General features: G+C 58.2%; 23 protein-coding genes and 1 pseudogene. 12 read left to right on the forward strand and 12 right to left on the reverse strand.

What is annotated here, in order from left to right; genetic code table 11:
* Positions 1-229 precede the first annotated feature (229 nt).
* The 4 genes from F8N85_RS01285 to F8N85_RS01300 are packed head-to-tail and all read right to left on the reverse strand — an operon-like array spanning position 230 to position 3,659.
* Positions 230-772, reverse strand: a complete 543-nt coding sequence (locus tag F8N85_RS01285; RefSeq protein WP_150801879.1) for an aromatic-ring-hydroxylating dioxygenase subunit beta — start codon at positions 770-772, stop codon at positions 230-232.
* On the reverse strand, positions 772-2,061 hold the full coding sequence (locus F8N85_RS01290) for an aromatic ring-hydroxylating dioxygenase subunit alpha (RefSeq protein WP_150801880.1): 1,290 nt from the start codon (positions 2,059-2,061) through the stop codon (positions 772-774). Before F8N85_RS01290 ends, F8N85_RS01285 begins: the two co-directional genes overlap by 1 nt.
* Positions 2,054-3,346, reverse strand: a complete 1,293-nt coding sequence (locus F8N85_RS01295) for an NAD(P)/FAD-dependent oxidoreductase (RefSeq protein WP_150801881.1) — start codon at positions 3,344-3,346, stop codon at positions 2,054-2,056. Before F8N85_RS01295 ends, F8N85_RS01290 begins: the two co-directional genes overlap by 8 nt.
* Before the next feature lie 4 nt (positions 3,347-3,350).
* Positions 3,351-3,659, reverse strand: a complete 309-nt coding sequence (locus F8N85_RS01300; RefSeq protein ID WP_150801882.1) for a non-heme iron oxygenase ferredoxin subunit — start codon at positions 3,657-3,659, stop codon at positions 3,351-3,353.
* Positions 3,660-4,016: 357 nt separating this feature from the next.
* Between F8N85_RS01300 and F8N85_RS01305 the strand changes: the two genes are divergently transcribed.
* From F8N85_RS01305 to F8N85_RS01320, 4 genes are all read left to right on the forward strand, one after another.
* Positions 4,017-6,401 (forward strand): xanthine dehydrogenase family protein molybdopterin-binding subunit, encoded by a 2,385-nt coding sequence (locus F8N85_RS01305; RefSeq protein ID WP_150801883.1) that lies wholly within the window; start codon positions 4,017-4,019, stop codon positions 6,399-6,401.
* Complete coding sequence (locus F8N85_RS01310) at positions 6,398-7,240, forward strand: FAD binding domain-containing protein (RefSeq protein ID WP_150801884.1); 843 nt, start codon at positions 6,398-6,400, stop codon at positions 7,238-7,240. Before F8N85_RS01305 ends, F8N85_RS01310 begins: the two co-directional genes overlap by 4 nt.
* Positions 7,237-8,433, forward strand: coding sequence for a xanthine dehydrogenase family Fe-S subunit (locus tag F8N85_RS01315; protein ID WP_150801885.1), 1,197 nt, complete (start codon positions 7,237-7,239; stop codon positions 8,431-8,433). The genes F8N85_RS01310 and F8N85_RS01315 overlap by 4 nt, the downstream gene beginning before the upstream one ends.
* A 122-nt stretch (positions 8,434-8,555) precedes the next feature.
* The gene (locus F8N85_RS01320) at positions 8,556-9,749 is read left to right on the forward strand and encodes an XdhC family protein (RefSeq protein ID WP_150801886.1); all 1,194 of its coding nucleotides are present in this window, start codon (positions 8,556-8,558) and stop codon (positions 9,747-9,749) included.
* A gap of 316 nt (positions 9,750-10,065) precedes the next feature.
* Here the strand turns inward: F8N85_RS01320 and F8N85_RS35660 are convergent, their stop codons facing one another.
* From F8N85_RS35660 to F8N85_RS01340, 5 genes and pseudogenes are all read right to left on the reverse strand, one after another.
* A complete protein-coding gene (locus F8N85_RS35660) occupies positions 10,066-10,830 on the reverse strand; it encodes a methyl-accepting chemotaxis protein (RefSeq protein ID WP_412072470.1) in 765 nt (254 codons plus the stop codon).
* Positions 10,831-10,923: 93 nt separating this feature from the next.
* A pseudogene (locus F8N85_RS35665) lies at positions 10,924-11,955 on the reverse strand (cache domain-containing protein); the annotation flags it as partial.
* An 89-nt stretch (positions 11,956-12,044) separates the two neighbouring features.
* On the reverse strand, positions 12,045-13,310 hold the full coding sequence (locus tag F8N85_RS01330) for an OprD family porin (protein WP_150801888.1): 1,266 nt from the start codon (positions 13,308-13,310) through the stop codon (positions 12,045-12,047).
* A gap of 15 nt (positions 13,311-13,325) precedes the next feature.
* Positions 13,326-13,559, reverse strand: a complete 234-nt coding sequence (locus tag F8N85_RS01335) for a hypothetical protein (protein ID WP_150801889.1) — start codon at positions 13,557-13,559, stop codon at positions 13,326-13,328.
* Positions 13,560-13,665: 106 nt separating this feature from the next.
* On the reverse strand, positions 13,666-15,006 hold the full coding sequence (locus F8N85_RS01340) for an MFS transporter (RefSeq protein WP_150801890.1): 1,341 nt from the start codon (positions 15,004-15,006) through the stop codon (positions 13,666-13,668).
* 598 nt (positions 15,007-15,604) lie between these two features.
* On the opposite strand from F8N85_RS01340, the gene F8N85_RS01345 reads away from it, so the two are divergent.
* Entirely contained in the window at positions 15,605-16,261 is a 657-nt protein-coding gene (locus F8N85_RS01345) for an NTP transferase domain-containing protein (RefSeq protein ID WP_150801891.1), read from the forward strand.
* Between the two features lie 50 nt (positions 16,262-16,311).
* Here F8N85_RS01345 and F8N85_RS01350 read toward each other — a convergent pair whose 3' ends face one another.
* Complete coding sequence (locus F8N85_RS01350) at positions 16,312-16,959, reverse strand: TetR/AcrR family transcriptional regulator (protein WP_150801892.1); 648 nt, start codon at positions 16,957-16,959, stop codon at positions 16,312-16,314.
* Between the two features lie 125 nt (positions 16,960-17,084).
* Between F8N85_RS01350 and F8N85_RS01355 the strand changes: the two genes are divergently transcribed.
* The 7 genes from F8N85_RS01355 (at position 17,085) to F8N85_RS01385 (ending at position 24,691) form a co-directional block, all read left to right on the forward strand.
* On the forward strand, positions 17,085-19,121 hold the full coding sequence (locus tag F8N85_RS01355) for an NADH:flavin oxidoreductase (protein ID WP_150801893.1): 2,037 nt from the start codon (positions 17,085-17,087) through the stop codon (positions 19,119-19,121).
* Between the two features lie 94 nt (positions 19,122-19,215).
* A complete protein-coding gene (locus F8N85_RS01360; RefSeq protein WP_150801894.1) occupies positions 19,216-20,523 on the forward strand; it encodes a M24 family metallopeptidase in 1,308 nt (435 codons plus the stop codon).
* Between the two features lie 57 nt (positions 20,524-20,580).
* Complete coding sequence (locus tag F8N85_RS01365; RefSeq protein ID WP_150801895.1) at positions 20,581-21,390, forward strand: amino acid ABC transporter ATP-binding protein; 810 nt, start codon at positions 20,581-20,583, stop codon at positions 21,388-21,390.
* Complete coding sequence (locus tag F8N85_RS01370) at positions 21,390-22,031, forward strand: amino acid ABC transporter permease (RefSeq protein ID WP_150801896.1); 642 nt, start codon at positions 21,390-21,392, stop codon at positions 22,029-22,031. Before F8N85_RS01365 ends, F8N85_RS01370 begins: the two co-directional genes overlap by 1 nt.
* On the forward strand, positions 22,028-22,690 hold the full coding sequence (locus F8N85_RS01375) for an amino acid ABC transporter permease (protein WP_150801897.1): 663 nt from the start codon (positions 22,028-22,030) through the stop codon (positions 22,688-22,690). The genes F8N85_RS01370 and F8N85_RS01375 overlap by 4 nt, the downstream gene beginning before the upstream one ends.
* 57 nt (positions 22,691-22,747) lie before the next feature.
* Entirely contained in the window at positions 22,748-23,581 is an 834-nt protein-coding gene (locus tag F8N85_RS01380; protein WP_150801898.1) for a substrate-binding periplasmic protein, read from the forward strand.
* 84 nt (positions 23,582-23,665) lie between these two features.
* Positions 23,666-24,691, forward strand: a complete 1,026-nt coding sequence (locus tag F8N85_RS01385; RefSeq protein ID WP_150801899.1) for an Ldh family oxidoreductase — start codon at positions 23,666-23,668, stop codon at positions 24,689-24,691.
* A 150-nt stretch (positions 24,692-24,841) separates the two neighbouring features.
* Here the strand turns inward: F8N85_RS01385 and F8N85_RS01390 are convergent, their stop codons facing one another.
* Both F8N85_RS01390 and F8N85_RS01395 read right to left on the reverse strand, forming a co-directional pair.
* Positions 24,842-25,606 carry an amino acid ABC transporter ATP-binding protein gene (locus tag F8N85_RS01390; protein WP_150801900.1) on the reverse strand — a complete coding sequence of 255 codons (765 nt, stop codon included), beginning with the start codon at positions 25,604-25,606 and terminating at the stop codon, positions 24,842-24,844.
* Between the two features lie 24 nt (positions 25,607-25,630).
* The gene (locus tag F8N85_RS01395) at positions 25,631-26,377 is read right to left on the reverse strand and encodes an amino acid ABC transporter permease (RefSeq protein WP_150801901.1); all 747 of its coding nucleotides are present in this window, start codon (positions 26,375-26,377) and stop codon (positions 25,631-25,633) included.
* Between the last annotated feature and the right edge of the window lie 62 nt (positions 26,378-26,439).

The following is a 26,439-nucleotide window of genomic DNA, read 5'->3' on the forward strand; positions in this document are numbered from 1 at the left end:
CGGGAACATGTAGGAGCGAGCTTGCTCCGGGCGGCGTTCCGACGAAGGACGTTAACGATGACGAGGGCTGCCTGGGTAAACGCGGCGCCCTTGAGTTTTTCGCGAGCAAGCTCGCTCCTTCACAGCGATGGACGTTAACGATGACGAGGGCTGCCGGGATGAACGCGGGGCCCTCGAGTTTTTCGCGAGCAAACGGAACGCCGCCCGGCTGCTCCTACACACGTTTTCCCTACAGTGGAAACACCAGATCGTTGGCGATCAGCGTGCTGTCATAGATAACCTGGCGCTCCAGCAGTAGCAGCACGCCGTCGACTCGCTGGAAGCGGTCGTGATAGGTGCCGGCCATATGAGTCGTTGTCGGGCCTTCCACCAGTGTCTGCAGCAGCATGAAGTTGGCCTGGGCTGTGATAATGCCGTCGCTCGACTCATCGATCACGCGGGTATTGCTGATCAGGTGCAGGTTGTAGCGTGGGGCGAACATTTGCGTGCGAGAGATGGCCACCGCGCGGTCATGCATCATGTTGCGGCCCTGGGCGTAGATCAGGCCGACGGGCATGTTCAGGTCGGCGTTTTCCCTTGAGGTCACCCGGTACAGGGCATCACGGGTGAAGAAATCCGGCCACTGCTCGATCAGGCCGTCGTCCAGCACGGCGCAGTAGTCGGCATTGAAAGTCTCGATCTCCAGTCGCAGACGCAGGGCCGTTGCCCGGTCGAGCCGGCAGGGGCGGTAAAGCGGATAGGGGCGGTTCAGTTCGTTGGCAAAGGCGTTCATTACAGCTCCATGATTTCGCGGTAGTGGCGGTAAAGGGCGCGGATCGCGGCTTCTGAAATAAGGGAGTTGGTGGTACCCACCTGGCCGTGGTCAAGTTTGAGGATGTTGAAGTCACTGCTGGAGCGGCGTAGGCCTTCCTGGACGTATTTCATCGCTTCATTGTCTTCCAGCCCAAGGAATCCGGCAGGGCCCATCAGGTTGCCTTGGCGCAATCGATGTTGGGTCATTTCCTCGGTGTCGCCTTCATAACCGAACATGGTCCATTGCATGATCATGCTGTTCGGGCCGTTGGGGACGATCTGCCGTACGCCCAGGGTGTTCATTTCACGCTGTACGATCAGGTTCGGCCAGATGGTCTGCATGGTCACCGACCATGGCGAGTCGGTTTCCTTGATGTAGTCGAGGAAGCGCTCGTCGAGCAGGCGCATGCCTTCATGGTAGGAGCGCATTTCTGCCTTGTTGGCATCGCTGACTTCCGCGTACTTATCTTCACTCTTGGCCGAGGCCATAGTGCCGTGACGACCGTGAACCGGGTCGGCAATCATCGCGGACTTGTTGCCTGCCACCAACAGACCGAAGACCACCAGAAAGGAATGCAGCAAGGTGGCGTGGTAAGGGTCCTTGAGGTTTTCGTGGTACATCTTCCAGTTGCACGGCAACTCATTGCGGTAGTAACCGAGCACTTTGAGTTTGCGGCCATCGAAGACCTTGCCCATATCTTCGATGATTTCCGGGGTCAGGTATTCTTCGATGGGTTCGACATCGGCGTGGTAGGACGCGAAGACGACACCGTTCCAGGTGGTGACGTGGAGCTTTTTCAGGCCGTGGTCTTCGTTGCGAAAGTCCTTGGGCATGCCGCCCAGGCGATTCACGCCACGCTTGAAGGGCACGCCCTGCAGGTTGCCCTTGAGGTCGTAGGACCACTGGTGGTATGGGCAGACAAACTCTTTGACGTTGCCTTGACTGTGTCGGCAGAACTCCGCACCGCGATGCGCGCAACGGTTTTCGAAGACATTGACCGAGCCGTCCTCTGCACGGGAAACCACCACTGGGGTAGGGCCAACAAAGGAGCGTTTGTAGTCCCCGGTGTTGGGGAGCTCGGCTTCCAGTGCGACAAAGTTCCAGGTGCGGCCGTGGAAGATTCGTTCGACTTCACGATCATAGACGGCATGGCTGGTGTAGACCCAGTCGGGGATGTAGTGAAGGTCATCGTTGGGCCACTTGCAATCGGCCAGGGCCAAGTCCTTGTTGCCCCCGGTGCGGGCAATGACATCTTGCGAGTTATACATGGAGCGGCTCCTGAGAGGGGGCTGAAGAGGTGGGCTGTATCGAGGCCCTGAATTGTTTTTCCAGCTGGCGTAGCGGCTGGTTGATGTCTGCCAGTGCGTGTGCCGAGCACGCGACGCCAGCCTCCATGAGGCTCCTGAGCGGGCGCAATTCGCCGCCGGCGTTGGCGCACACCACATGCCTGAGTTGACCGTTGCGCAGACCGAAGCTCACCCATTTCGGGGTCTCGGGAGTCGTGCTCAGGGTGCGTTGGACATAGGTCAGGCCGGGTTCGGGAAGCCCGAGCATCTGCAGGTTGCAATCGAATTGATCGCTCCAGAACCAGGGCAGCGGGGTGGGGCTGTCGTCCTCACCGAGCATGGCGGCTGCAGCGATGCGTGCCTGCTCGTTGGCGTACTGCCAGGACTCAAGGCGCATGGGTTGACCGCAGTGATTGACCCTCTGGGTGGCACAGTCACCCGCGGCATAAATGCCGGCGATGCTGGTGGCGCATTGAGGGTCGACGATGATGCCGCCGTCGTCGGCCAATGCCAGGCCAATAGCTTTGGCCAGCGTGGTCTCGGGTTGCATGCCGGCGGCGACCAGAATAGTGCTTGCCGTGACATCTGTACCGTCGCTCAAGCGGTAGACGCCTGGCTCGCCGGGGTGCTGCTGGTCGATGCTGGTGGCCAGGCGCAAGTCCACGCCGTAGTGACGCGCACGTGCCGCCAACCAGATCGAGATATCGCTGGGCAGTGCCCGTTTGAGCAGATGCTCTCCGGCTTCCAGCTGAGTCACTTCGACGCCCAGAGAACGTGCTGTAGAGGCGACCTCCAGGCCAAGGAAGCCGGCGCCAACGATTAACAGGCGACCTTGAGACTCCTGGAGGGTTTGGCGCAGTTTGAAGGCGTCGTCGGCCGTTCTCAGATAATGAACATTGGCCATTGTCCGCGGGAATTTTTCCAGGATGCGTGCCTGTCCACCGGTCGCCAACAGGCAGCGATCCCACTCGATCACGGTACCATCGTCCAACAAAGCCGTACGCTTGAGTGGGTCCAATGACTGGACGGCGGTCCCCAAGTGCAGTTCGATTTCATGCTCGCGATAAAAGTCGGTTTTGTGCAAGCCGCTGACCGTTTGCGTGGACTCTGTCAGCACCGATTTGGACAAAGGCGGGCGCTCGTAGGGCGGATGAGGCTCTCGGCCAACCAGCACAATCCGTCCGCTGAAACCACGCTGACGCAATGAGGCGGCGGCCATGGCGCCGCATTGGCCGGCACCGACGATAAGAATGCGTTCAATGGTCATGGCGTTAACCCAGGTTCACGAGTACGGCGTCACCTTCGACCTTTACGGCGTAGGTCTTCAGGGGCTCGGTGGCGGGCGCGCATTGGGCCGCGCCGGTACGCACATCGAATGTCGCCTGATGCAGCGGGCATTCGATGCAGCCGTCCTCCAGATAGCCCTCCGAGAGCAAGGCATGCTGGTGGGTACAGATGTTGTCTGTTGCAAAAAACTCCCCATCGCAGCGATACAGCGCCAGATGCGCTTCGGGTAGTTTGAAGGCCATTACCTGGTCGTCCTGAAGGACGTCCACCGTTGTTATTTTTATCCAGTTCATTAGGTTGCCCTTTGTCAGTATGCCCACAAATAATATTCAGTGTACTGACGAATATGTCAAATGATTTGAGCGCAGGATCGGCATTCGCATTGAGCCCATGAAAGGAAGAAAGCGTGCGGCTGTGAATTTTTAGCGGCTAGTCGTTGACGTGGCTGAAGGGATGATTATTATGTAAGTGTACTGATTAAATTCATACGTTAGCTGACGAAATTATAAAAACAGCCTTAAGCCTTAAAGGACACTGATCATGCAGCTTCGCCGTTTCCTGAAAAATCTGGGTGCCGAGTGTCAGTGCCCCTGTCATCAAATGGCGCATGCCGACCGGTTGCAAATCGGTAACTCAGGAGTCCGTAAGGTATGAGCGAAGCTAATGAGTACCCTGGAAAATCGGGTCAGGGTGTTGGCGCCCGAGTCCGGCGCAAGGAAGATGAACGGCACCTGCACGGTCGGGGCAAGTTTGTTGCCGACTACCACATGCCAGGGCTTCAAGAAGTTGCCTTTCTACGCAGCCCTCTGGCCCATGCCCTGATCACCTCGATAGACGTGCCGCCAGCCTTGAAGGGTCGGGCATTCGTGCGCGCTGACATGAACAGTGCCAGCGACATCGTGGCCGACTCGACGCTCCCCACGTATCAACCCTCTGTCCAGCCGCCCCTGGCCAGTGGCAAGGTGCGTTTCGTCGGTGAGCCGGTGGTGATGACCTGCGCGGCGACCCGTGCCGAGGCCGAAGATCTGGTCGAGCAGGTGATGGTCGATTACGAAGACCTGCCGGTGTATGCCGACGCTGCCAGCAGCGTCGCCGCTACAGGTGACTTCATCCATGACAACTGGCGCGACAACCGTTTCGTCACCTTGAATGCCGACAAGGAATTCACTGAGCGTGCGGCGGCGGCCAGCGTGACGGTCACGCGTCGAATGAAGCTGGCACGTCAATGCATGGTGCCGATGGAAGGCAAAGCAGTTCTGGCTTACTGGGATCACAGCCTGGACCAACTGGTGGTCGTCACCGCCACCCAGGTGCCGCACATGATTCGCACCATCCTGGCCCAGTGTCTGAAGCTGGATCAGGGGCAGGTGCGGGTCATCTCGCCGGATGTCGGCGGTGCCTTTGGCTACAAATGCGTGCTGCAGCAGGAAGAGCTCTGCATCGCCTGGCTGGCCATGACTTACAAGCAGCCGTTCCGTTTTATCGAAGATCGCCGGGAGCACCTCACGGCGGGGGCCAATAGTCGCGAGCATGAATATGTCATGACCGCTCATGCGGATGCTCAGGGGCGGGTGTTGGCGCTCGATGCCAAAATCGTCATCGATGGCGGTGCCTATTCGGTCTGGCCGTTCACCATCGGTCTGGAGCCGGGCCAGGCGGTTGGCAATTTGCCAGGGCCCTATGCTTTTCAGGGTTACCGCTGTGTCACCGAATGCGTGGCAACCAACAAACCAGGCTTTGTCCCTTACCGCGGGGTGGCTCGCACCGGTGTCTGCTTCGCCATGGAGCTGACCATGGATGCGCTGGCTCGAGCCGTCGGGCGCGATCCTCTGGATGTACGCCTGGACAACCTGGTTCGTCCTGAGCAAATGCCCTTCATTAACGTCGCCAACAAGCATCTCGATAGCGGTGACTATCCGGCCAGCCTGCGCAAGGCTGCCGAGCTGATCGGTGCGTCGGCGATTCGTGAGCGCCAGCGTCTGGGTGAAGCGGACGGTCGCCGCATCGGTCTTGGCTACGCGACCTATACCGAGCAGTCAGCCCACGGTACTTCGGTGTTCGCGACCTGGGGTACTCCGGTCATACCCGGTCACGAGCAGGCGACTGTGCGTATGACGCCGGACGGCGGTCTTGAAGTGCGGGTTGGCGTGCATTCCCACGGTCAGGGCATGGAAACGAGCTTCGCCCAGGTGGCCCACGAGGTGCTGGGGATCGATATTGCCAGGATCAAGGTGCTGCATGGCGATACGGGTCAGACACCATTCTCTACCGGTACCTATGCGTCGCGGTCGATGGTCATGGCGGGCGGAGCAATCGCCCGCGCCTGCCGCGAGTTGTTGCCGCGCTTGACCCATATCGGCGCCTTTTTGCTGGGTGTTCCCGATTCAGAGGTCAAGTTGCAAGGCGGCAGGGTGGTGTGTGATCAAGCCTCGGTGTCGCTGGATGACGTGGGTGCGGCCTGGTACATCAGGCCTCATACGCTACCGGCTGACGTCAACCCAGCCGGGCTGGAAGTCACCACGGGATTCAAGCCAGCCGTTGATACCGGAGCCTTTTCCTACGCTACCCATGCGGTACTGGTTGCGGTCGACACCGAGAGTGGTGAGATCGAGATCCTTGACTACGTGGTGGTCGAGGATTGCGGCACGATGATCAACCCGATGTTGGTCGAGGGGCAGACCTATGGCGGGATCGCCCAGGGTATCGGCACTGCCATGTACGAAGAAACGCCCTATGACGTCAACGGTCAGCCATTGGCTTCGACCCTGGCGGATTACATTTTGCCCGGCCCGACCGAAGTGCCGAACTTGCGGATTCACCACATGGAGACGCCATCGCCCCATACCGAATTTGGTGCCAAAGGCATGGGGGAGGGCGGTGCCATCGCCCCGCCCGCAGCCATCTTCAATGCGGTCAATGATGCCCTTGCGGATCTTGGCGTTGAGGTCGCCGAAACCCCATTGACTCCGCGTCGGCTGCTACAGGCGCTGGCCAACGCCCGGGCAGAAAACAACAAGCAGGAGGTGGCCGCATGAAAGCAGTTGCGTTCGACTATCTACGCCCCGCGACCCTGTCGGCCGGGCTGGAAGCACTGGCCGATCAGTCCGCCGGTATCGTCAAGGTCATGGGCGGCAGTCAGTCGCTGGGCCCCATGCTCAACCTGCGGCTGGCGCGTCCGAACAAGGTGGTGGATGTCAGCGGGTTCACCGAGATGCAACAGGTGAACGAGGACGGAGAGTGGCTGCTGGTCGGCGGCGCAATTACCCACTCGCAGATTGAAGATGGCGTGTTCGCCGCACTGCGTGGAACCTTGCTCGCCGAAGTCGCTCCACAAATCGCCTACAGGGCTATTCGCAACCGCGGAACGATCGGTGGCAGCCTGGCCCATGCGGACCCGGCGGCTGACTGGGTGTTGGTGGCTTTCACCCTGGGCGCCGAAGTGGAATTGCGCAGTGTTCGAGGAAAACGTCGATTGAGCATGGCCGAGTTCATGCTCGGTGCTTATACCACTGTGCTGGCAGAAGATGAGCTGATTACCGGGCTGCGCATTCCACGTCTGGGGCCACGTGCAGCCTGGGGCTATCACAAGCTTTGCCGAAAAACCGGTGAGTTCGCCGAAGCCAGTTGCTCGGCGGTGTTCGACCCGGATCGTGGCCTGGCCAGGATCGTTCTCGGCGCGCTTGATGGCCCACCTTTATTGCTTGGGGAGTTATCGGTAGCGGTCGCCCGTCTGGGGGCGGCAGCACTTGAACCTGCCGCGCTGGTAAAAGCGGTGGCAAGCGTGACACCCGGTAAGGACGCAGTAGACCGACAACAAAGCCTCACCGCCCTGCGCCGGTGTCTCGATTCGATATTCAAGGAACCTCGGGTATGACTTCTGTACGTATCAACGTCAACGGTAATCTGCTCGAGCGTGAGGTTGCGCCGAGAATGCACTTGGGCGACTTCGTTCGCGAGGAAGGTCGATTTACCGGCACTCACCTGGGCTGCGAGCATGGCGTGTGTGGTGCCTGCACCGTGTTGCTTGACGGCCAGCCGGTACGTTCGTGCACGACGTTCGCGGTGGCCTGTGAAGGCCGGCAGGTGACGACTGTCGAGGGCTTTGAGCAAGACCCGGTGATGGCGCTCCTGCGTGAGGCTTTCTCTGAGCACCATGCCTTGCAATGTGGTTATTGCACACCGGGTATGTTGACCACTGCGCGAGACATCGTGCTGCGCTTGCCTGAGGCCGATGAGCATCAAATTCGTGTCGAGCTGTCAGGCAACATCTGTCGTTGTACGGGCTACATGGGCATCGTCGCGGCTATTCGCAGTGTCCTTGTGCAGCTACGTGAACAGCCGGATCCAGTGATTGAATCCGCACGTGCACAGGCCCTGGCGGGTCATGGCGTTGCGATGCCAGCCAGTGGTGGGTCCTTTGCTTCTTTTACCGCAGAGCACAGCGCGCAGACACCGGCTGTCGAGCCTTCCGCCAGCCCTGCGCCAGAACCCTCGAGCGAGCGTGCGCCTGCTGGAATCAAGGGCGGAACCCGGATGGATGGGCGCTTCAGTGTGGCTTATCCGCCAACGCAGGTCTGGGCTTTCATGGCCGATCTGGAAGCCGTTGCCGGCTGCCTTCCCGGTGCCAATCTCGAAGAAAACGACGGCGAGCGAGTCAAGGGCTTTATTGCCATCAAGTTTGGTCCGATGGCTGCCAAGTTCGCGGGTGCGGCACGCTTGACGCGTAATGAAGAACAGCGTTCTGGCATGCTCAAGGGCGGTGGTCAAGACACCATCAGTCAATCGCGTGCCAATGGCGAGATCACCTACCGGGTGTTGTCCGATAACGCTGGGGCCACGCTCGTCGAAGTGGAAATGCTCTACTCGCTGCAAGGGCCGTTGGCGCAATTCTCGCGCTCTGGCCTGGTGAAGGACTTCGTGGCCCGGATGATTCTCGACTTCGGTCGCAATGTGGAACGGCGGATGGATCCCAATGCGAAACCGTCGACGCAACCGGCCAAATTGAATGTCTTTGCCCTGGGGATGAGCATCATCTGGAATCGCATCAAAGGCTGGTTCGGCCGATGAACAATGCGACCCCTGCTGCGGTTTCGCAGGCCGGTAACCCGGGTTTTGCCCCTGAAACGTGGGGCCGATCCCTTGAAGACGATGGCGCGGAAATCAACTGAACATGACTTGGGAGAGTGACCATGTCTGATTTGTACTCCTTGCTCGATGCATTGGACCAAGCCGACAGTGCAAAGACCGACGCTGTTCTGGCCACGGTCGTCAAGGTCGAGGGCTCGGCCTATCGGCGTCCTGGCGCGAGGATGCTGATTCCACTCTATGGCTCGACCGTCGGAACCATCAGTGGCGGTTGCCTGGAACAGGAATTGGCCAAAAAGGCCTGGTGGTTAACCGAGTCCGGTGAGGCAGTGGTTCGTCGTTACAGCACGGCGGCCCAGGAAGAGGAGGACGCCGATGATGAGGACGCGGCGCTGACCTTTGGCCTGGGCTGCAACGGTACCGTGCATGTACTCCTGGAGCGCCATGCAACCGGCAAGAAGAGTCTGTTGCTCGATGTACTGCAACGGGTAAAGGCCAGCGGTCAACCGGCAGCCCTGGCGACCGTCATCGCGGCGGGGCGAAAATCCCGGGTGCGAATCGGCGCCCGGATGGGCCTGACCTCCTCCATGAACCCGTGCGAGGGGATGTACTGCCAGGCACTTGAACACACCCTGCGTGGCGATTTGCACAGTACCCTTGAGCGTAAGAAGTCTTCGCTGATGATTTACCAAAGCGGTGCCGATGAAGTCGAGGTCTTTCTCGAATACATCGCGCCACAGCGCCAATTGGTGATCTTTGGCGCGGGTCATGACGCCCAGCCTTTGGTGCGGTTCGCCAGGGATCTGAACTGGCATGTAACGGTGGTGGACGGGCGTGCGCATTTTGCTCGCCCGGAGCGGTTCCCCGGAGCAAACCAGGTCCTTGTGGCGCCCATCGACGAGCCTTTTAACTTATCCGGCGCTGTCGACGGTGCCGCGGTGGTGGTCATGACCCACAGCTATCGACAGGATCGGCATTGGCTGCAAAACGTTTTGCACTGTTCACCCGCTTATGTCGGGCAGTTGGGGCCTCGAGAACGAACAGAACGATTGCTCGATGAGATGGGCGCATTGGCCTGTTCGCCAGAAGTCCTGCCCAGGCTTCACTATCCGATAGGGTTGGACCTGGGGGGCGATACCCCGGCGAGCGTGGCCTTGGCCATTGTTGGCGAAATCACGGCCTACCTCAATAAACGCGGTGGCGGGATGCTGAAGTACCGCAAAACCACCATTCACCAAGCGTGTGAGGCGACCCACTCTCCAGTGGTGGGCGGCCTGCAGGAGAAAATGGAGGCGTAGCGGCTACTTCCTCCAGCACATCGCCAGTCAGCTAAGCGAACACGTACTCGATGCAATGAAAATCTTATGTGGGAGCGGGCTTGCTCCCACACTGGATCGCAGCCGTACACAAATGCTGTGTTTGCTGAAGATCTAATGTGGGAGCGTGGCTTGCCCGCGATGGCGGCAGATCAGGCGACACCGAATGGAGGTGACGAACAGTATGTTCAAGACAATTGCTCCCACATTCGACCTGTGAAACTTTGAAAACTTTATCGCCTTAACTGACTGGCATTGGGGCAAGCCCCCCTCGCCACACAGGCCACCGCAGTGAGGCTTAGATCCGGAAACTGCCAACCAATTGCTTCAGGCGCGCGGCCTGTTGCTCAAGGTCTGAACAGGCACGCAAGGTCGACTGAAGGTTTTCCACGCCTTCCTGATTCAGTGTGTTGATTTCGGTGATGTCCATGTTGATCGAGTCGACCACGGCGGTTTGCTCTTCGGTGGCGGTGGCCACCGACTGGTTCATGCCGTCGATTTCGCCGATGCGCAGGGTCACGCTGCTCAGGCGCTGGCCGGCGAGGTTGGCAATCTCCACGCTGTCCTGGCTGTGACGCTGGCTTTCACCCATGGTGCTGACCGATTCGCGGGCGCCCACTTGCAGCTCCTCGATCATGGTCTGCACTTGTTGCGCCGACTCCTGGGTCCGGTGCGCCAGGTTGCGCACTTCATCGGCCACCACCGCGAAACCTCGACCGGCCTCGCCGGCGCGGGCCGCTTCGATGGCCGCGTTGAGGGCCAGCAGGTTGGTCTGCTGGGAGATGCTGGTGATCACTTCGAGAATCTTCCCGATGTTCACGGTCTTGCTGTTGAGCGATTCGATGTGGGTACTGGAGACGCTGAGCAGGCTCGAGAGTTGGTTCATCGACGCGATACTGCGATCCACCACCTGCTGACCGTCCTCGGCGAGGTGGCGGGCATCGCTGGCCTGGTGCGAAGCGTGCGCTGCGTTGCGGGCAATTTCCTGGGTGGCAGCGCCCAGCTGATTGATCGCGGCCGCAACGCTGCTGGTCCGGCTCGATTGTTCGTCGCTGTTGAGCATCGATGAGTTCGACGCACTGACCACGCGCAGTGCGACTTCGTTGACGTGCTCGGTGGCCGACGACACTTCGCGGATCGAGCCGTGAATACGTTCGACGAAACGGTTGAAGGCATTGCCGAGAATGCCGAACTCGTCCTGGCTCTGGATGCTCAGGCGACGGGTCAGGTCACCTTCGCCATCAGCGATGTCCTGCATGGCGCGGGTCATCACGTGCAACGGCTGGATCAGAAAACGAATCAGCATGCCGAGCAAGGCGATGATGATCACCACCGCAATGAGGGTGGCAATGATCGCCGAGGCGCGGAAGTCGTTGAGCATCGAGAACGCCTGGTCCTTGTCCACGGACAGGCCGATGTACCAGTTGACCGACGGCAGCCCCTTGATGTGGGTGAAGGTGATGATGCGCGTCATACCGTCGACTTCGACTTCACTGAAGTCGCCGCTGATCCGCGGGGTGTTTTGCGGATACGCCTCGCTCAGTGACTTCATCACCAGTGATTTGTCCGGGTGCACCAGGATCTTGCCGTCGGCATTGACCAGGAAGGCATAGCCCATGCCGCCGAAGTTCAGCGCGTTGAGGTTGTCAATCAGGGTTTGCAGGCTCAGGGCGCCGCCGGCCACGCCAACGCTTTGCCCGGCTTTTTTCGACGCGCTGGCAATGGTGATAACCGTCTGGTGTGTCGCTGCTTCGACATAGGGTTCAGTCAGGGTGCTGCTGGCGTTGTTTTCAGCGCTCTTGTACCAGGGGCGAGCGCGTGGGTCGAAGTCGTCAGGCATTTTCGCGTCAGGGCGGATAATGAAACTGCCGCTGGCGTCGCCCAGGAATGAAGACAAGAAGGTGGAGCTCAAGGCTTTTTGCTCGAGCAACCTGGCTGCGTTGGATTGTTCGGAGTTGAGGGCGATGTTCTGGGCGAGGTTTTCGATCAGCAGAATGCGTCCGGTCAACCAGATTTGAATGTTGTTGGCGGCAACGTTGCCCGTCTCATGCAGGTAATTGTCCAGGTTCTGGCGGATCGCATTGCGCTGAAAGTAGTCGTTGTACAGCGTGAACGAGGCAAGGGCGGCAATGACGATGAGGGCGGCGGCAAGCAGGATTTTATGGCTGAAGCGCAAATTTTTGTTCATGGCTTGTGGGTCCGCTAAGGTCTTGTAAAACACGGATGTAGCTGTCAGCAACGCGCCTCATCCGTGATGAGGAGGCGCGTCACAGTTTCTTAGAACAGGGCCAGGGTGTAATTGAGGATCAGGCGATTCTCATTGACGTCGGAGCGGTAGTTGGAGCGCGCGGTGGCATTGCGAGCCAGGATCCCGAGGTTTTTCAGAGGGCCGCTCTGGATGACATAGCCAATGTCCAGATCGCGCTCCCACTCTTGGCCTTCAAAGCCGCCGACAGTCGTTACGTTGTCACCCTTGACGTAACGCACCATGGTGGTCAGGCCCGGAATACCCAGCGCGGCGAAGTTGTAATCGTAGCGCGCCTGCATGGAGCGCTCGTCGATGGAGTCGAACGCGTAGGTCATCACCTCGTTGCTCAGAGGGCTGACGTTGGCGAATACCCGGGCGAAGCCTTGATCACCGAACATGGCCTGATAACCCAGTGAGACGGTGTGCCCACCGTACTTGGCCGATAGAAGAGAGTGGAGTGCCTGGTTGTCCACTTCGCCTATCAGTTTCTTGCCGTCAGCGCTGGAGTCGTAGTAACCGATGCTGGCGCCTAGCGTCCAGTCACCCAAAGGCTGGCTGTGCTTGAGGCTAAAGAAACGCTGGTTGTAGAGGTCTTCCAGTTGGGCGTACCAGGCGCCAGCACTGGTGCGCTTATCATTGAATGCATAATCGGCACCTGCGTAGTTGAAGTGGTCAGCGCTGGCTTGGCGTTTCACGACGGAACCGACCATGGCCTGCATTTTTTCGTCGCCTGCCTCATCGCGCAAACTGGTGGAATGCAGTTGACCGGCCTGTAACGTCAGCCCGTCGATCTCATTGGAGACTAGGCTGGCGCCTTGATAGGAGGGCGGGAGCAGGCGGGTATCGCTGAAGGTCAGCACGGGAAGGTTGGGTTGCAGTTCACCGATCTTCAACTCGCTGTTCGACAACTTAGCCTTAAATGCCAGGCCCAGGCGGCTGTATTCGTCGGCGGCCTTGCCATCGCCGTGCACTGGCAGTAAGCCGGTTTTGACGCGATCCGGGCTACTGTCCAGCTTGAGACCCAGCAGGCCAATGGCGTCCACGCCGAAACCCACGACACCCGGGGTATAACCGGATTTGACGTTGAGGATAAAGCCTTGGCCCCACTCCTGGGCTTTGGACTGTTGGTTGGGGCCAACGATGTCAGAGAAATCTCGGCTGAAGTAGTAATTACGAGCCTGCAGTGTCGCGCTGGAGCCCTCGATGAAACCCCCGGCAGCCAGTGCCGAGAGCGGCGTCTGGAGTATGGCGATGCCCAGGAGCAGAGGGGGTGTTTTTTGGACGCGGTTCTTCATGGGAGTTTCTTCTTATTAGATAGTGTTCTTGGTGTTCAGGTGTTTTTCGTATAGCGCCCGAATCCGCTTCAACATGTCCGCTGCCAATGAAGATCGTCCAGACTCTGGAGACAACACGCCGTGCAGAAGACCGCCGGTCTTTGCCATCATGAGGACGATCGGCAGTGTCGCAATGATTGGGGGGAGATGAAGCCGACTGCTATTGGTGGCGAGGTGTTCTTGAGCCGCTTTTTTCAGCAGCAAGCTCAAGGGGTGGACGCAGTCCTCACTACGGGTTGCCACCAGGCAGTGATCGATCCAGAGAGGCTATCGATCACTGCCTGATGGTCGCTTTACAGGCGATCCAGGCCGCGTTTCAGTCCTGCAGCGCCGCGTTGGTTGAGGCCAGCGGTTGAGTTTTGGGCTGGCGCTGGTAAACGAAGCACATCGCTAATGCAGCAACGGCTCCCGGGATGGCGAAGACAATGAAGTTAAAGTGCAGTGGCAGTTGAATGCCGACCAGCACTCCCCCCAGGATCGGTCCCACTATCGCTCCGGTGCGTCCGATACCCGAGGCCCAACCGAGGCCGGTCGAACGGATGTTCATCGGGTAGAACTGGGCAACCAAGGCCCACGCTAGAATCTGCGTACCAATGGTGCTTGCACCCGCTATTGCCACCAGCACGTAGAGGACTGCCGTAGGCGGGTGGAAGCCGAGCGAACTGATTGATACCGCTGCAATGACGAAGAACACCACTACCACATTGCGGAGTTTGAAACGGTCTCCAAGCCAACCGCCACTGATTGCGCCAACGATCGCACCGAGATTCAGCACCAACAGAAACATGATGCTTGATCCCAACCCATAACCGGCATTAACCATCAGCTTCGGCAGCCAGGAGCCCAGCGCGTAAATCATCAACAAACAGCAGAAACACGAGGTCCAGAGCAGCAGAGTGCTGACCGCGCGGCCCTCGCGAAACAGTTGTACCATGGGTGCTCCAGCATTTTTTTGCGTCGGTGTGCTGAAGTCGTCATTTGCCCGTGGGACAAAGCTTGGCTCAATCCGTTGTATTACCTGACTCGCCTCGGTCGTGCGACCTTGACGCACGATGAATCCGACTGATTCTGGCAATGATCGATAAATGATCGGTAGCAGCAGCAAGGGAATGGCTGCGACATAGAACAGTGATTGCCAACCGTAGTCTGGCAAGAGCACAACGCCCAGTCCTGCAGAGAGCATCCCGCCCACCGAGTAGCCGCTGAACATGATGGCCACCAGCGTGCTGCGAAGTTTCTTCGGAGCGTATTCGCTCATTAGCGCTACCGCGTTGGGCATTACGCCGCCGATGGCGAATCCGGCGATAAAACGACAGATGCCGAACTGGGTAGGGTCCGTGCAAAATCCGGTCAGCGCGGTGAATACACTGAATATCGCGATTCCACCGACGATGATTGGTTTACGACCGATCTTATCCGCGAGAGGGCCCAGGATCAGCGCACCAAACATCATGCCGAACAGCGCACAACTACCGAGTGAGCCTGCTTGTACGGGGGTCAAACCCCATTCTTGCATCAACGCTGGCAGCACAACGCCGTAGATTACCAAATCGTAGCCGTCAAATATAAGGATCAGCGTGGTCCAAAACAGCACACGCCAGTGGAAGGGATTGAAACGTGCCTCGTCTATCAATTTATTGATATCGATTTTTCGCATGGCATCTGACTCTTGTTGTTGTTTTTAGAAACCTGATCCTGAACCTGGTGTGACGCTTGGCCGAGCGGCTCAGCAAGAGCGTCTCCACTGGCCGGAAGGCTCATGCCGATAAGGCAAATATCTGGTTTGTAGTCAGGAAGAGCAGGGCGCATGCCTGCTCTTCGACGGTTATCTTTCGGTCTTTTGTGGTTTTCATCGTAAGGCCCTCTCGGAAGGTTCAGAACTCACTGCTATGTCGTTCCATGCTCGATGGTCAATGATTTTAGTCAGTATACTGATTATATGCATTGATCAAACTGATCCTTCAATCGACCCTGGAGACGAAGCGTGTCGCACATGCAGCCTGTGCCATCAATCAAGTGCCAATGCGCCAAATTAGATCAGTACACTGACGAAATGATCGTTGCAGATGCCGTCTGGATTGTCAAAGTATTTGGTCGGGGGAGATCACTGGAAATCGGGCTTTACAGAGATAAACCCTGCGCCCTAATCTTGCTTGCGCCATGACCGACAGGTGCCAACCAAGGCGGATCGATTCTCGCAACGACCTTTTCAGCGACCCTTGCAACGCTTCGCGCGAACCTCCAGGAGACAGATAATGTTGTTCACCGACGTCGTCATTGAACAGGGCCGGGAAGCGCTCGGCCCAAGCGCAAGGCGCTCCGTCACGGCTGTGGTACTGGCTGCGGGCCTGAGTCGCCGGATGGGGCGCGAGAATAAATTGCTTCTGCCGATCTCTGGCGAGCCGCTCATCAGGTTCGTCGTACGTGCGGCGCTCCAGGCTCGCTGTCAAAGGGTCTTGGTGGTACTTGGGCATGAGGCGCCTGGCGTTCGCGAAGCACTGGTCGATCTTCCGGTCGAGTGTGTGTTCAATGAAGCCTTCGAAGAAGGCATCGGCTCGTCAGTTCGGGTCGGCGCGAACGCTGTCAGTGATCAAGATGCGGTGGTCTTTTGTCTGGCAGACATGCCGAACATCAGGGCAAATGTCATCGATCAATTAATCGATGCCTTTGAGGCGAACCCCGACTTTGTAGGCTTCCAGGCCTGTTATGGCGGCAAACGAGGCAATCCCGTGTTATGGGCGCCCAGTTGCTTGCCCAGGCTGCGAGAGTCCGCTGGCGATGAAGGCGCTCGACCGCTATTACGCAAATATAGCGAGACGGTGATGTTGGTTAATGTAGGGGAGTCATCGGTTATTGATGATATTGACACCCCCGAAGACTACTCACGCGTCAGCAACGGTGTGACACCCTGAGCGGTGCGGCGAGTGCTTGACTGAATGGACACTCCTTCATCTCAAGCCGCCTAGCGCGGCAAATCTGCAGCAGAAAAACCGTTGCGCTGATAGAAACGCTCAAGCTCACGGGGCTCGGGCTCTACACCGGTAAATATCTTCAGATACTCGGGGATGTACCGCATCCTCTGAGCCACTGGCTCCCGGGTTTTCATGCTGATGTACCCGATCTGCGTCAGGTATATCGAGCGTGCGCGGGTCACGGCCGCGTCGTGTTCGAAACCAAAGCGGTCGAACATCTCGGTCAAGGCCTGGACGCGTTGTGCGTCAGCCTGGCCGATTTCCTCAGCCACCTCCGGGGATTGAAGTGCCCAGCTGCGCATGGCGAACTCAAATTGCGAGTCGAACAGATCGCTGTTCAACCAGCAGTCGAAGACGTTGAGTATCGCTTCTGTAATGGATTCGGCGTAGGCCTGGGACTTTGACACCAGATTGAAGGTGTTCTTGTTTTTCCAGAGGGCTATCAGCGCCTCGAGCAAAGCTTCCCGATCCTGGAAATACCAGTAGAAGCTTGTTCGCGAAAGATTGAGCTTCTTGGCCAGCGGCATCACCCTCACGGCATCAACCCCCGACTCCGTCAGGCTTTCGTAGGCCGCGTTAAGCCAGCCTTCCAGAGAGCCACGGCCCGCCAGTTCTGGACTGTTCGTCGTTGCTTTCATTGGCGTATTTTCCCACGTTCGTTTTACCTTTTCAGGTCTCAATATACACTGGTGTCAAGCATATTGACACTGGTGTACATTGGGATTATCGTCGATTTGCCTGATGACCTGCATGCGAGACCGATATGAAAAACGATCCGCTTCTTCAGCCTTATCGCCTCAAGCACTTGACGCTGCGCAACCGCATCATGACCACCTCCCATGAGCCCGCGTATCCCGAAGACGGGATGCCCAAGAAATTGTATCGGGCCTACCACGTTGAGCGTGCCAAGGCCGGTGTGGCAATGACCATGACCGCAGGGTCGGCGGCCATATCCAGGGACAGTCCGCCGGTCTTCAACAATATTCTGGCTTACAAAGACGAAGTGGTCGGATGGATGAAGGACCTCACCGACGAATGCCATGAACATGGCGCGGCGGTCATGATCCAGCTCACCCACCTGGGCCGGCGCACGCGTTGGGATAAGGGTGACTGGCTACCGGTGGTGTCGCCTTCGCATAACCAGGAGCCTGCGCACCGGGCCTTCCCCAAGAAGCTTGAACTCTGGGATATCGAGCGGATCATCGTTGACTACGCCGATGCCGCAGAACGCATGAAAGCCGCGGGGCTGGATGGTATCGAGCTGCAGGCCTACGGCCATCTGATGGATCAGTTCTGGTCACCGCTGACCAACGAACTTGAAGGTGCTTACGGGGGATCGCTGCACAATCGCCTGCGCTTCACCTTTGACGTACTGACCGCGATTCGCCAACGTGTGGGCCCGGAGTTTATCGTTGGCATCAGGTACACGGGTGATGAAGTCCTCGCCGGCGGCCTGCAAAAAGAGGAGGGGTTGCACATCTCGCAGCTGTTGAAAGACAGCGGCATGGTTGACTTCCTCAACGTGATTCGCGGCAACATCGCCACGGATGCCGGCCTCACCGACATTATCCCGATCCAGGGCATGCGCAACGCTCCCCATCTGGACTTCGCCGGCGAAATTCGCGCGCTGACCGGCTTCCCGACCTTTCACGCGGCGAAGATTCCCGACGTCGCCACCGCCCGCCACGCGATTGCTTCCGGCCTGGTGGACATGGTCGGCATGACCCGGGCGCACATGACCGACCCGCACATCGTGCGGAAAATTATCGAGGGCCGAGAGGATGAGATTCGTCCTTGCGTCGGCGCCAACTATTGTCTGGACCGTATCTATAACGCCGGCGCCGCCTATTGCATTCACAACGCGGCGACGGGCCGTGAAACGACGATGCCCCATGAAGTTCCCAAGGCCTCGGTTAAGCGAAAAATCGTCATAGTCGGCGCTGGCCCAGGCGGGCTGGAGGCAGCCCGTGTGGCTGGCGAACGTGGTCACGAGGTGGTGGTGTTTGAAGCGGCGAACCAGCCCGGTGGGCAGATTCGCCTGACCGCTCAATCCGAGCGCCGCAAGGAGATGATCAGCATTATTGACTGGCGCATGGCGCAGTGCGCACGGCTTGGCGTCAAGTTCCACTTCAATACCTGGGCCGATGCACCGACCATTCTCGACGAGAATGCCGATGTGGTGATTGTCGCCACGGGCGGACTGCCCCACACCGAAGTGCTGCAGCGCGGTAACCAGTGGCTGGTATCGAGCTGGGACATTATTTCCGGCGACGTAAAACCCGGGCGCAACGTGCTGGTCTACGACGACGCCGGCGATCACGCAGGCCTGCAGGCCGCGGAGTTCATCGCCCGCAGCGGCGCCAAGACCGAAATCATGACCCCCGACCGGTCGTTCGCGCCGGAGGTGATGGGCATGAACCTGGTGCCCTACATGCGTTCGCTGCAACAGCTCGACACCACCTTCACCGTTACTTATCGACTCAAGGCCGTCGACAAGCAAGGTGACCAACTGTTGGCAACCATCGGCACTGACTACAGCAACCTGGAGAAAACCCGTGTGGTCGATCAAGTCGTGGTCAACCATGGCACCCGACCCCTGGACGAGTTGTATTTTGAGCTCAAGCCGCTGGCCAGCAATGAGGGCAGCGTGCAGTACATGGACCTGATTGTGGGCAAGCCGCAATCCGTGGCGACTAACCCGCAGGGGCGTTTCCAGTTGTTCCGAATCGGCGATGCGGTGGCATCACGCAATACCCACGCGGCAATTTACGACGCACTGCGCCTGGTAAAGGATCTCTAGCCGTCATCTGTTTCTGAAGCCTTTGGTTACTGCCCTGAAAGTTGGTTCGATTGGTTTTGATTAACGTCAAACTCTTCCCAGCGGAGGTTGCTACATGCAAACAGGTTCTGATTCCACCGAGTCACTCACAGCTTTTGCCGAAACACAGCTGCGTTTTCGCAGCGATGCAATCGTCACCGGACATGCCCTGGCACCGGTCGACAGGGGATTGCTGGACGCCTATGCGGCTATCGATCGCCCAGCTCTGCGCCACTACCGGCTGGAGCGCATTCGCCAGCAACTGCGCGAGCACGATTACGCCGGTATCCTGCTGGCTGACCCGATTAACATTCGCTACGCCACCGACACCAATAACCTCGGTTTGTGGGTGATGCACTCACCCAGCCGATATGTGTTCGTGGCCACCGACGGACCGGTGGTGCTGTTTGAATTTACCAGCAGCCGGCATAACAGCGAGCACGTTGAAACCATCGATGAAATTCGCCCGGCCATCCCTTGGGTGTACTTCCTGGCCGGCCCGCGGGTGCAGGAAAAAGCCGAGCGCTGGGCCCGGGAAGTGACGGAGCTGATGCTCCGCCATGGCGCCGGCAATCGCCGACTGGCGGTGGATCGATGCGACCCCTGGGGCGCGGAAAAACTGAAGGACAAGGGCATCCAGCTGTTCGATGCGCAGCCGCTGATGGAGCAGGCACGCTTGATCAAATCGAAAGAAGAGATCGTCAGTCACCGCGTGTCCATGGACGTCTGCGATCTGGCAATTGCCCGGATGCGCGCCAGCCTGGTGCCGGGCATCACCGAAAATCAGCTGTGGAGCATCATGCATGGCACCAATGTCGCCCAAGGCGGGGAGTGGGCGGAGAGCCGCTTGCTGAGCTCTGGCCCGCGGACCAACCCGTGGTTTCAGGATGCCTCGGACAAAGTCATCGAGGCCGGTGAAATGGTCTGTTTCGACACCGACATGGTCGGGCCTGGCGGCTACCTCTCGGACATTTCACGCAGCTTTGTCTGCCCCGGCAAGGCGCCGACGGCCGCCCAGCGCGACTTGCTGGAGATCGCTTCGCAGCAAATCAATTCCAACGTCGAGCTGTTGCGCCCCGGACTGTCTTTTCGTCAGTTTGCCGAACGCTGCTGGCCGGTGCCCAAGCAGTACGAGCACAACCGTTACATGATGATGCTGCATGGCGTTGGGCTGGTGGATGAGTACCCGAGCGTGGCCTACGCCGTGGACTTTTCCGAGTGGGGCTACGACGGCCACTTCGAGGAGAACATGGTGGTCTCGGTGGAAAGTTACATCGGTGAGCAAGGCGGCCGTGAAGGCGTGAAGCTGGAAGAGCAGGTGCTGATTACCGCCAATGGAGCCATCAAACTTTCGCGTACCCCTTTAGTCGACGGCGATCGATAGCAGTGGTTGTTGCCTGATTCTTGCAAGCATGGCGCCCACCCTGTACGGAGAAAAATAATGAACAGCATGACCGCGATCGAAACCGCACCGTCCTTGTCGCCACGCCCGCTGTCGAATGCCGAGCCGTTCCTGCGGCTGGATGCCATCTGTAAGCAGTTCGGTCCCTATCCCGTCTTGCACGATGTGTGTTTTGAGATGGAAAAGGGTGAAGTGGTGGCCATCATCGGTCCCAGCGGATCCGGAAAAAGCACCTTGCTGCGTTGCATCAACCAATTGGAGCCGCCGACCCGGGGCCGGGTCAGCATGGGCGGCGTGCACATCGAGGCCGGGCGTGCGCTTCCCAGGAGCGAGCTGCTGAAGTTGCGCCGGCGCATCGGCATGGTGTTTCAGTCGTTCAACCTGTTCCCGCACCTCACGGTGCTGCGCAATGTCAGCCTTGCGCAGATCCGCACGCTGGGCCGCAGCGCCAAGGAAGCCGATGCAAGGTCCCTGCAATTGCTCGATCGGGTCGGGCTCGCCGACAAGGCCCATTACTACCCGGCGCGCTGTTCCGGTGGCCAGCAGCAGCGCATCGCCATCGCCCGGGCTCTGGCCCTGGAGCCCGAACTGATGCTGTTCGACGAACCGACCTCGGCGCTCGATCCCGAACTGGGGCTGGAAGTGCTGGCGGTGATGAAAGAGCTGGCGCTCGAGGGCATGTCGATGATTGTCGTCACCCACGAAATGCATTTTGCCGAGACCGTTTCCGACCGGGTGGTGGTCATGGCAGAAGGTCGCATCATCGAGCAGGGGCCCAGCGTGCAAGTCATGCGTGACCCACAGCACGAGCGGGTGATCCAGTTTCTGCAGGCTGTGAGGAATCGCTGATGCTGGACATACTGAGTGTGTTGTTGCGCGGTGTGCCCTGGACCATCGCCGTGACCTTGGGGGCCTTCAGCATCGGCGTGGTGATGGGTTTTCCAATCTGCGCCTTGCGCATGTCGAACCTGCGTGTGTGCCGGCTTGGCGCGGCAATGCTGGTGCTCACCTTGCGTTCCATTCCGCCGATCGTCTGGCTGTTTTTTATCTTCTTCGGCATTGCCGGCGGGTACATCACGCTGTCGCCATTCGCCGCCGCGGTGCTCGGTCTGGGGCTGATTACCGCGGCGCACATGGCCGAAGTCTACCGAGGCGCGTTCGCGGCAATTCCGGACGGGCAATACGAGGCGGCGAATGTTCTCAGCCTGACGGCGCCGCAGCGTTTTTTTGATGTCATCCTTCCGCAGTTGGTGCGCATCGCCATTCCCATTTCGGCGACTTATGCGATTGGCCTGCTCAAGGACTCGGCCGTGGCCTCGACCATCGGTGTCAGCGATATCAGCTTTCAGGCCTATCAAGTGTCCCAGCAAACCTTTCAGGGGTTGGGCGTGTATAGCGCGGCGGCCTTGGTCTACCTGATCCTCAGCGTACCGGTGGCGGTATTTTCCCGCTGGTTGTCTACCACGCTGAAGCAGAGAATTTCCCGATGATAGAACTTCTGAATCTGTGGGCGGCCTGGTTTCCCGAACTGTGGAAAGGCTTTGTGTTGTCCATGCAGGTCACTGCCGTCAGCCTGGTCCTCGGGATTGTCCTGGGGCTGGTACTCGCCCTCGGGGTTTCTGCGTCGAGCAAGACCCTGCGCTACCCGGCCTTGATCATCGTTGAACTCGGGCGCGGCGCACCGGCGCTGATCCTGCTGCAGTATTTCTATTTTGGCCTGCCTTCGGTGAATCTGACGCTGACTTCGTTTTGGGCTGCGGCGTTGGCATTGGCCTACTGCACGGCGGCCTACACCAGCGAAATCATCCGCGGCGGCATTGAGGCCGTGGCCCAGGGGCAGAACGAAGCCGCCGAGGTGATCGGCCTTGGCCGCTTGGACGCGCTGCGGTTCATCATTCTGCCCCAGGCCTTGCGGGTGGCACTGCCGTCGTTGCTCGGGTTCTCGATCATGATGTTCCAGGCCTCATCGCTGTGCTTCACCATCGCCCTCCCGGAAATCGTCAGCCGCGCCTCGGCCATCGGCTCGTCGACGTTTGAGTACATGCCCGTGCTAGCCCTGGCGGGACTGATGTATTTCGCTGTTTGCGCGCCCGCGACACTGGGTGTGGCGGCACTGGAGAGAAGATTGGCGCCGAGCCGGCAAGCCTAATAATTTCACTCACGCAGCTTTCTTCAAACGATGCTTTCTCATTGGAAAGGTGAAGTAATGATGACGTCATTTAAAGGCATTATCCGTTGGGCATTCCTGTGTTCGGCCGTTGCCGGCGCGCCTTATGCGTTTGCTGACTGTAAACCCGCCCACCAATTTGAAACGATCACTCCGGGTGTCTTGACCGTCGCCGCCTGGGTATTCCCTCCCTACTCGATCCCGGGCCCTGACAATCAAACGAGCGGCGTTGACGGCGAGATCATCAAGCGGGTGGCGGCTAAAGAGTGTCTTAAAATCAAGTCGACTGTCGTGGACCCTGCGGCCGTCATTCAGTCGGTGATTGCCAAACGTGCAGACGTTGCCATCGGTGACTGGTACCGAACAGCGGAGCGCAACAAGGTACTTGGGCTTTCGGCCCCCTTGTACCTGGACGTCATGGGGATTATCTCCCCTCAAGGCTATTCCAGGATTTCCGAACTGGAAGGCAAGCGTGTCGGCACGGTACAGGGTTATCTCTGGGTGGACGATTTGAAAAAAGTCCTCGGCGACAACCTGATCCTGTATCCAAATCCCGTGGCGATGGCACAAGATCTGGCTTCCAACAGGATTCAGGCCGGCGCGGACAGCTTCGCTGTCGGTATAGCCTCTCAACAGAAGGGGGCGTATCAGGGGCATAGCATCAAAGTATCGGAGCCCGATCCCCGGGTAAAAGCCACCCTCGAACCTGGGCAAACCAGTTTCCCCTATACCAAATCCAATACTGCACTGGGTCTGGCGTTGAGTGAAAATATCCAGGCATTGCACCGCTCTGGAGAGATCGCCGAAATCCTCGCATCCTTTGGACTTGATCAGAAAGCCGCCGATGTGGGAGCGCCTCGCCTGTTGGAATAACACGTGGCAGAGGGCCGAACGAGCCGGCTGCTCCCGCGGACGATTCGGCCCCTGCGCCAGCCTCAAGACTGTTCTGGAGAAATGATGGACGATCCTTCATTGGTCAAGCGTCTTTCGCTTGAAGAAGCTACCGCTTTTGCTCGGCAGCAATGTTTAGCCCACGGGGCCAGTGAGGCTGTGGCGCAGGCGCTCGCCAATGCCACTGTTTCTGCACAGGCCCATGGCATGCAGGGGGTAGGCTTCGCCCATTTGCCTGATTATCTGAGTGGATTTACCACCGGACGTATTGCGAGAGCGGTTGAGCCGATCATCACCCATGTGGCACCAGCCATGATTCGCTGCGATGCGCAAAGAGGCATTGCGCAGTTGGGATTCGATCAAGCGTTCGCGTCGTTTTGTGCTACCGCGAAACAGCAGGGCATCACCCTGTTCGCCCAGCACAATGCGTTTACCTGTGGCGAACTGGGTTATTACACCCGTCGCCTGGCGGGTGAAGGACTCGTGGGGCTGGCGTTCACCAATGGTCCGCCGCTGCTGACTGTTTCAGGGCAGAGCCGTCCTATGTATTCGACTAATCCCATAGCGTTCGCCGCGCCAAGTGCGGATGGACGCAACGTGCTGATTGACCAGGCAAGCAGCGCAACGGCGTACGTCAACCTCCTTAGAGCGGCCGAGGCGGGAGAGGCTATTCCCGCAGGATGGGCAGTCGACGCGCAGGGCAACGAAACACTGAGTGCTCGCGAGGCATTGAATGGCACCTTGTTGGCGTTCGGCGGCAGTCGTGGAGCGAACATCGCGTTGATGGTCGAAGTCCTCGCAGGCTGTGTTACGGGGGCCAATTGGTCGCTGGACGCGCCGGACTTCCGTGCAGGCGACGGCTCGCCCGGCTCGGGATTGCTGGTCATCGCCATAGCTCCTCGGTTACTCGATGAGCGCTTCGAAATTCGGCTGGCGGAGCAAATGACGCGTCTTGCAGCCATGGGCATATACCATCCTGGCAAAGCGAAGGAGGAGGCTTACGCGAGTGCGATGCGTGAGGGCATCTGTCTGCCCTTGGCGTTGCTCGAGCAACTCGGTCGGACCTCCCTCGACGAGTGCCACGTCGCTTAGAGCAATTTGAGCCGGCCCGGAGAGAGACGCCGATCGCCTTATCATTGGCGGACTCACCGATCATGACTCAAGTAGCGTTGGCAATGCGATTTCGGGAGCGCAGTGCACAGGTCCACCACGCCCGAGCAATGCGCCGGTGGTAGACATTTGTTAATGAATGATCTGCTTTAGAAAGTCCTGGGATCTTGGATTTTTGGGTGAGCTGAAGAAGGCATTGGGTTCGTTTTCTTCGATGATTTCTCCAGCGTCCATAAAAATCACCCGATCAGCCACTTTACGAGCGAACCCCATTTCGTGGGTGACACACACCATCGTCATCCCATCGTCCGCCAGCGCAATCATGGTTTCCAATACTTCGTTAACCATTTCGGGGTCTAGTGCTGAGGTGGGTTCGTCGAACAACATTATTTTTGGTTCCATGCATAACGCTCGTGCGATCGCCACTCGCTGTTGCTGTCCGCCGGAGAGTTGAGAGGGGTATTTGCTGGAGTGGTTGTTTATTTTTACTTTGGATAGATAATGCATCGCCAGCTCTTTGGCTTGTGTTTTTGAATACAGGCCAGCCGTCACAGGAGCAAGTGTGCAGTTTTCAAGTGCTGTCATGTGAGGGAACAAGTTGAAATGCTGAAACACCATTCCGACCTCTCTGAGGTTTTTCGCGCGCTGGCTTAGATCGACCCCATCAATGATGATTGTGCCTTCCTGGATTTGCTCAAGGCGGTTCATGCATCTGATCATTGTGGATTTTCCGGATCCTGAGGGACCACAGATCACGATGCGCTCTTTGTGTTTAATGGAGAGATTGATGTTCTTCAGTACCTGGTGGTTACCGTACCATTTGCTGATGTTGTTAAGCTCAATGGCATAAACAGTTGAAGTGAAAGCGGCGCTGCCTGGTTTTTTTGCAGGATTCATATCTGTTCCCAGGGTGATATGGGTTCAAGAGAATATTTTTTTGAGTAAGCCGAGCTTGTTTTTGTGTTCACTACTAGAGACGGAACGTCCTTCTGTGAGTGCCTTGGACATACGCTTCTCGAGCACTGATTGGAGGAGGGTGAGGAGAGTGATCAGTACAAGGTAGTAGACTAATGCCGCCAAATACCATTCGGTAAATTTAAAGCTTGCTGAAATGGACAGCGACGTGGTGGTCATCAGTTCTTTCAGAGAGATGGTGTACGCCAGTGAAGTGGATTTCAGTAGCGTAATAAACTCATTCATGAGTGAGGGAATGGAGACCCGCATTGCCTGGGGTAATATGACATGGGAGAAAGAATTGTATTTACTGATTCCAAGCGCTGTCGCGGCTTCATGTTGCCCTTTTCCAACAGAGGACAGTCCTGCTCGGACTATTTCCGCATTGTAAGCGATGCCTACCATGGACATGGCTAGGAATGCCGCGATAAACGGGCTAAACCAATCGGACCGCAAGGTGGGGAAGAGTTGCGGCAAACCATTCCAGAAGAAAAGCAGCACCAGAAGGGTCGGGGCTCCCCTGAAAAGCCATACATAGGATTTAAGAGCGAGTCTCAAACTACGTCGACTCGATAGTAGTCCCACTGCAAATGGAAGCGATAGGAGTGTGGAGGTTATCTGCACGGCGACCGAAAGCGCTACTGTAATCATCGCCCCGGTTAACAGGTCACGGCTAAACAGGGCCTGAATAAAATAATCAAAATCAAAAAGCATAATGAACCTCGTTGTCCGCGCACGGAGGTTTAGGCAAGTTCAATGTATAAGAATGTCAGCTT

It is taken from the genome of Pseudomonas fluorescens (genome assembly GCF_902497875.1).
GTDB classification, from domain to species: Bacteria; Pseudomonadota; Gammaproteobacteria; order Pseudomonadales; family Pseudomonadaceae; genus Aquipseudomonas; species Aquipseudomonas fluorescens_BR.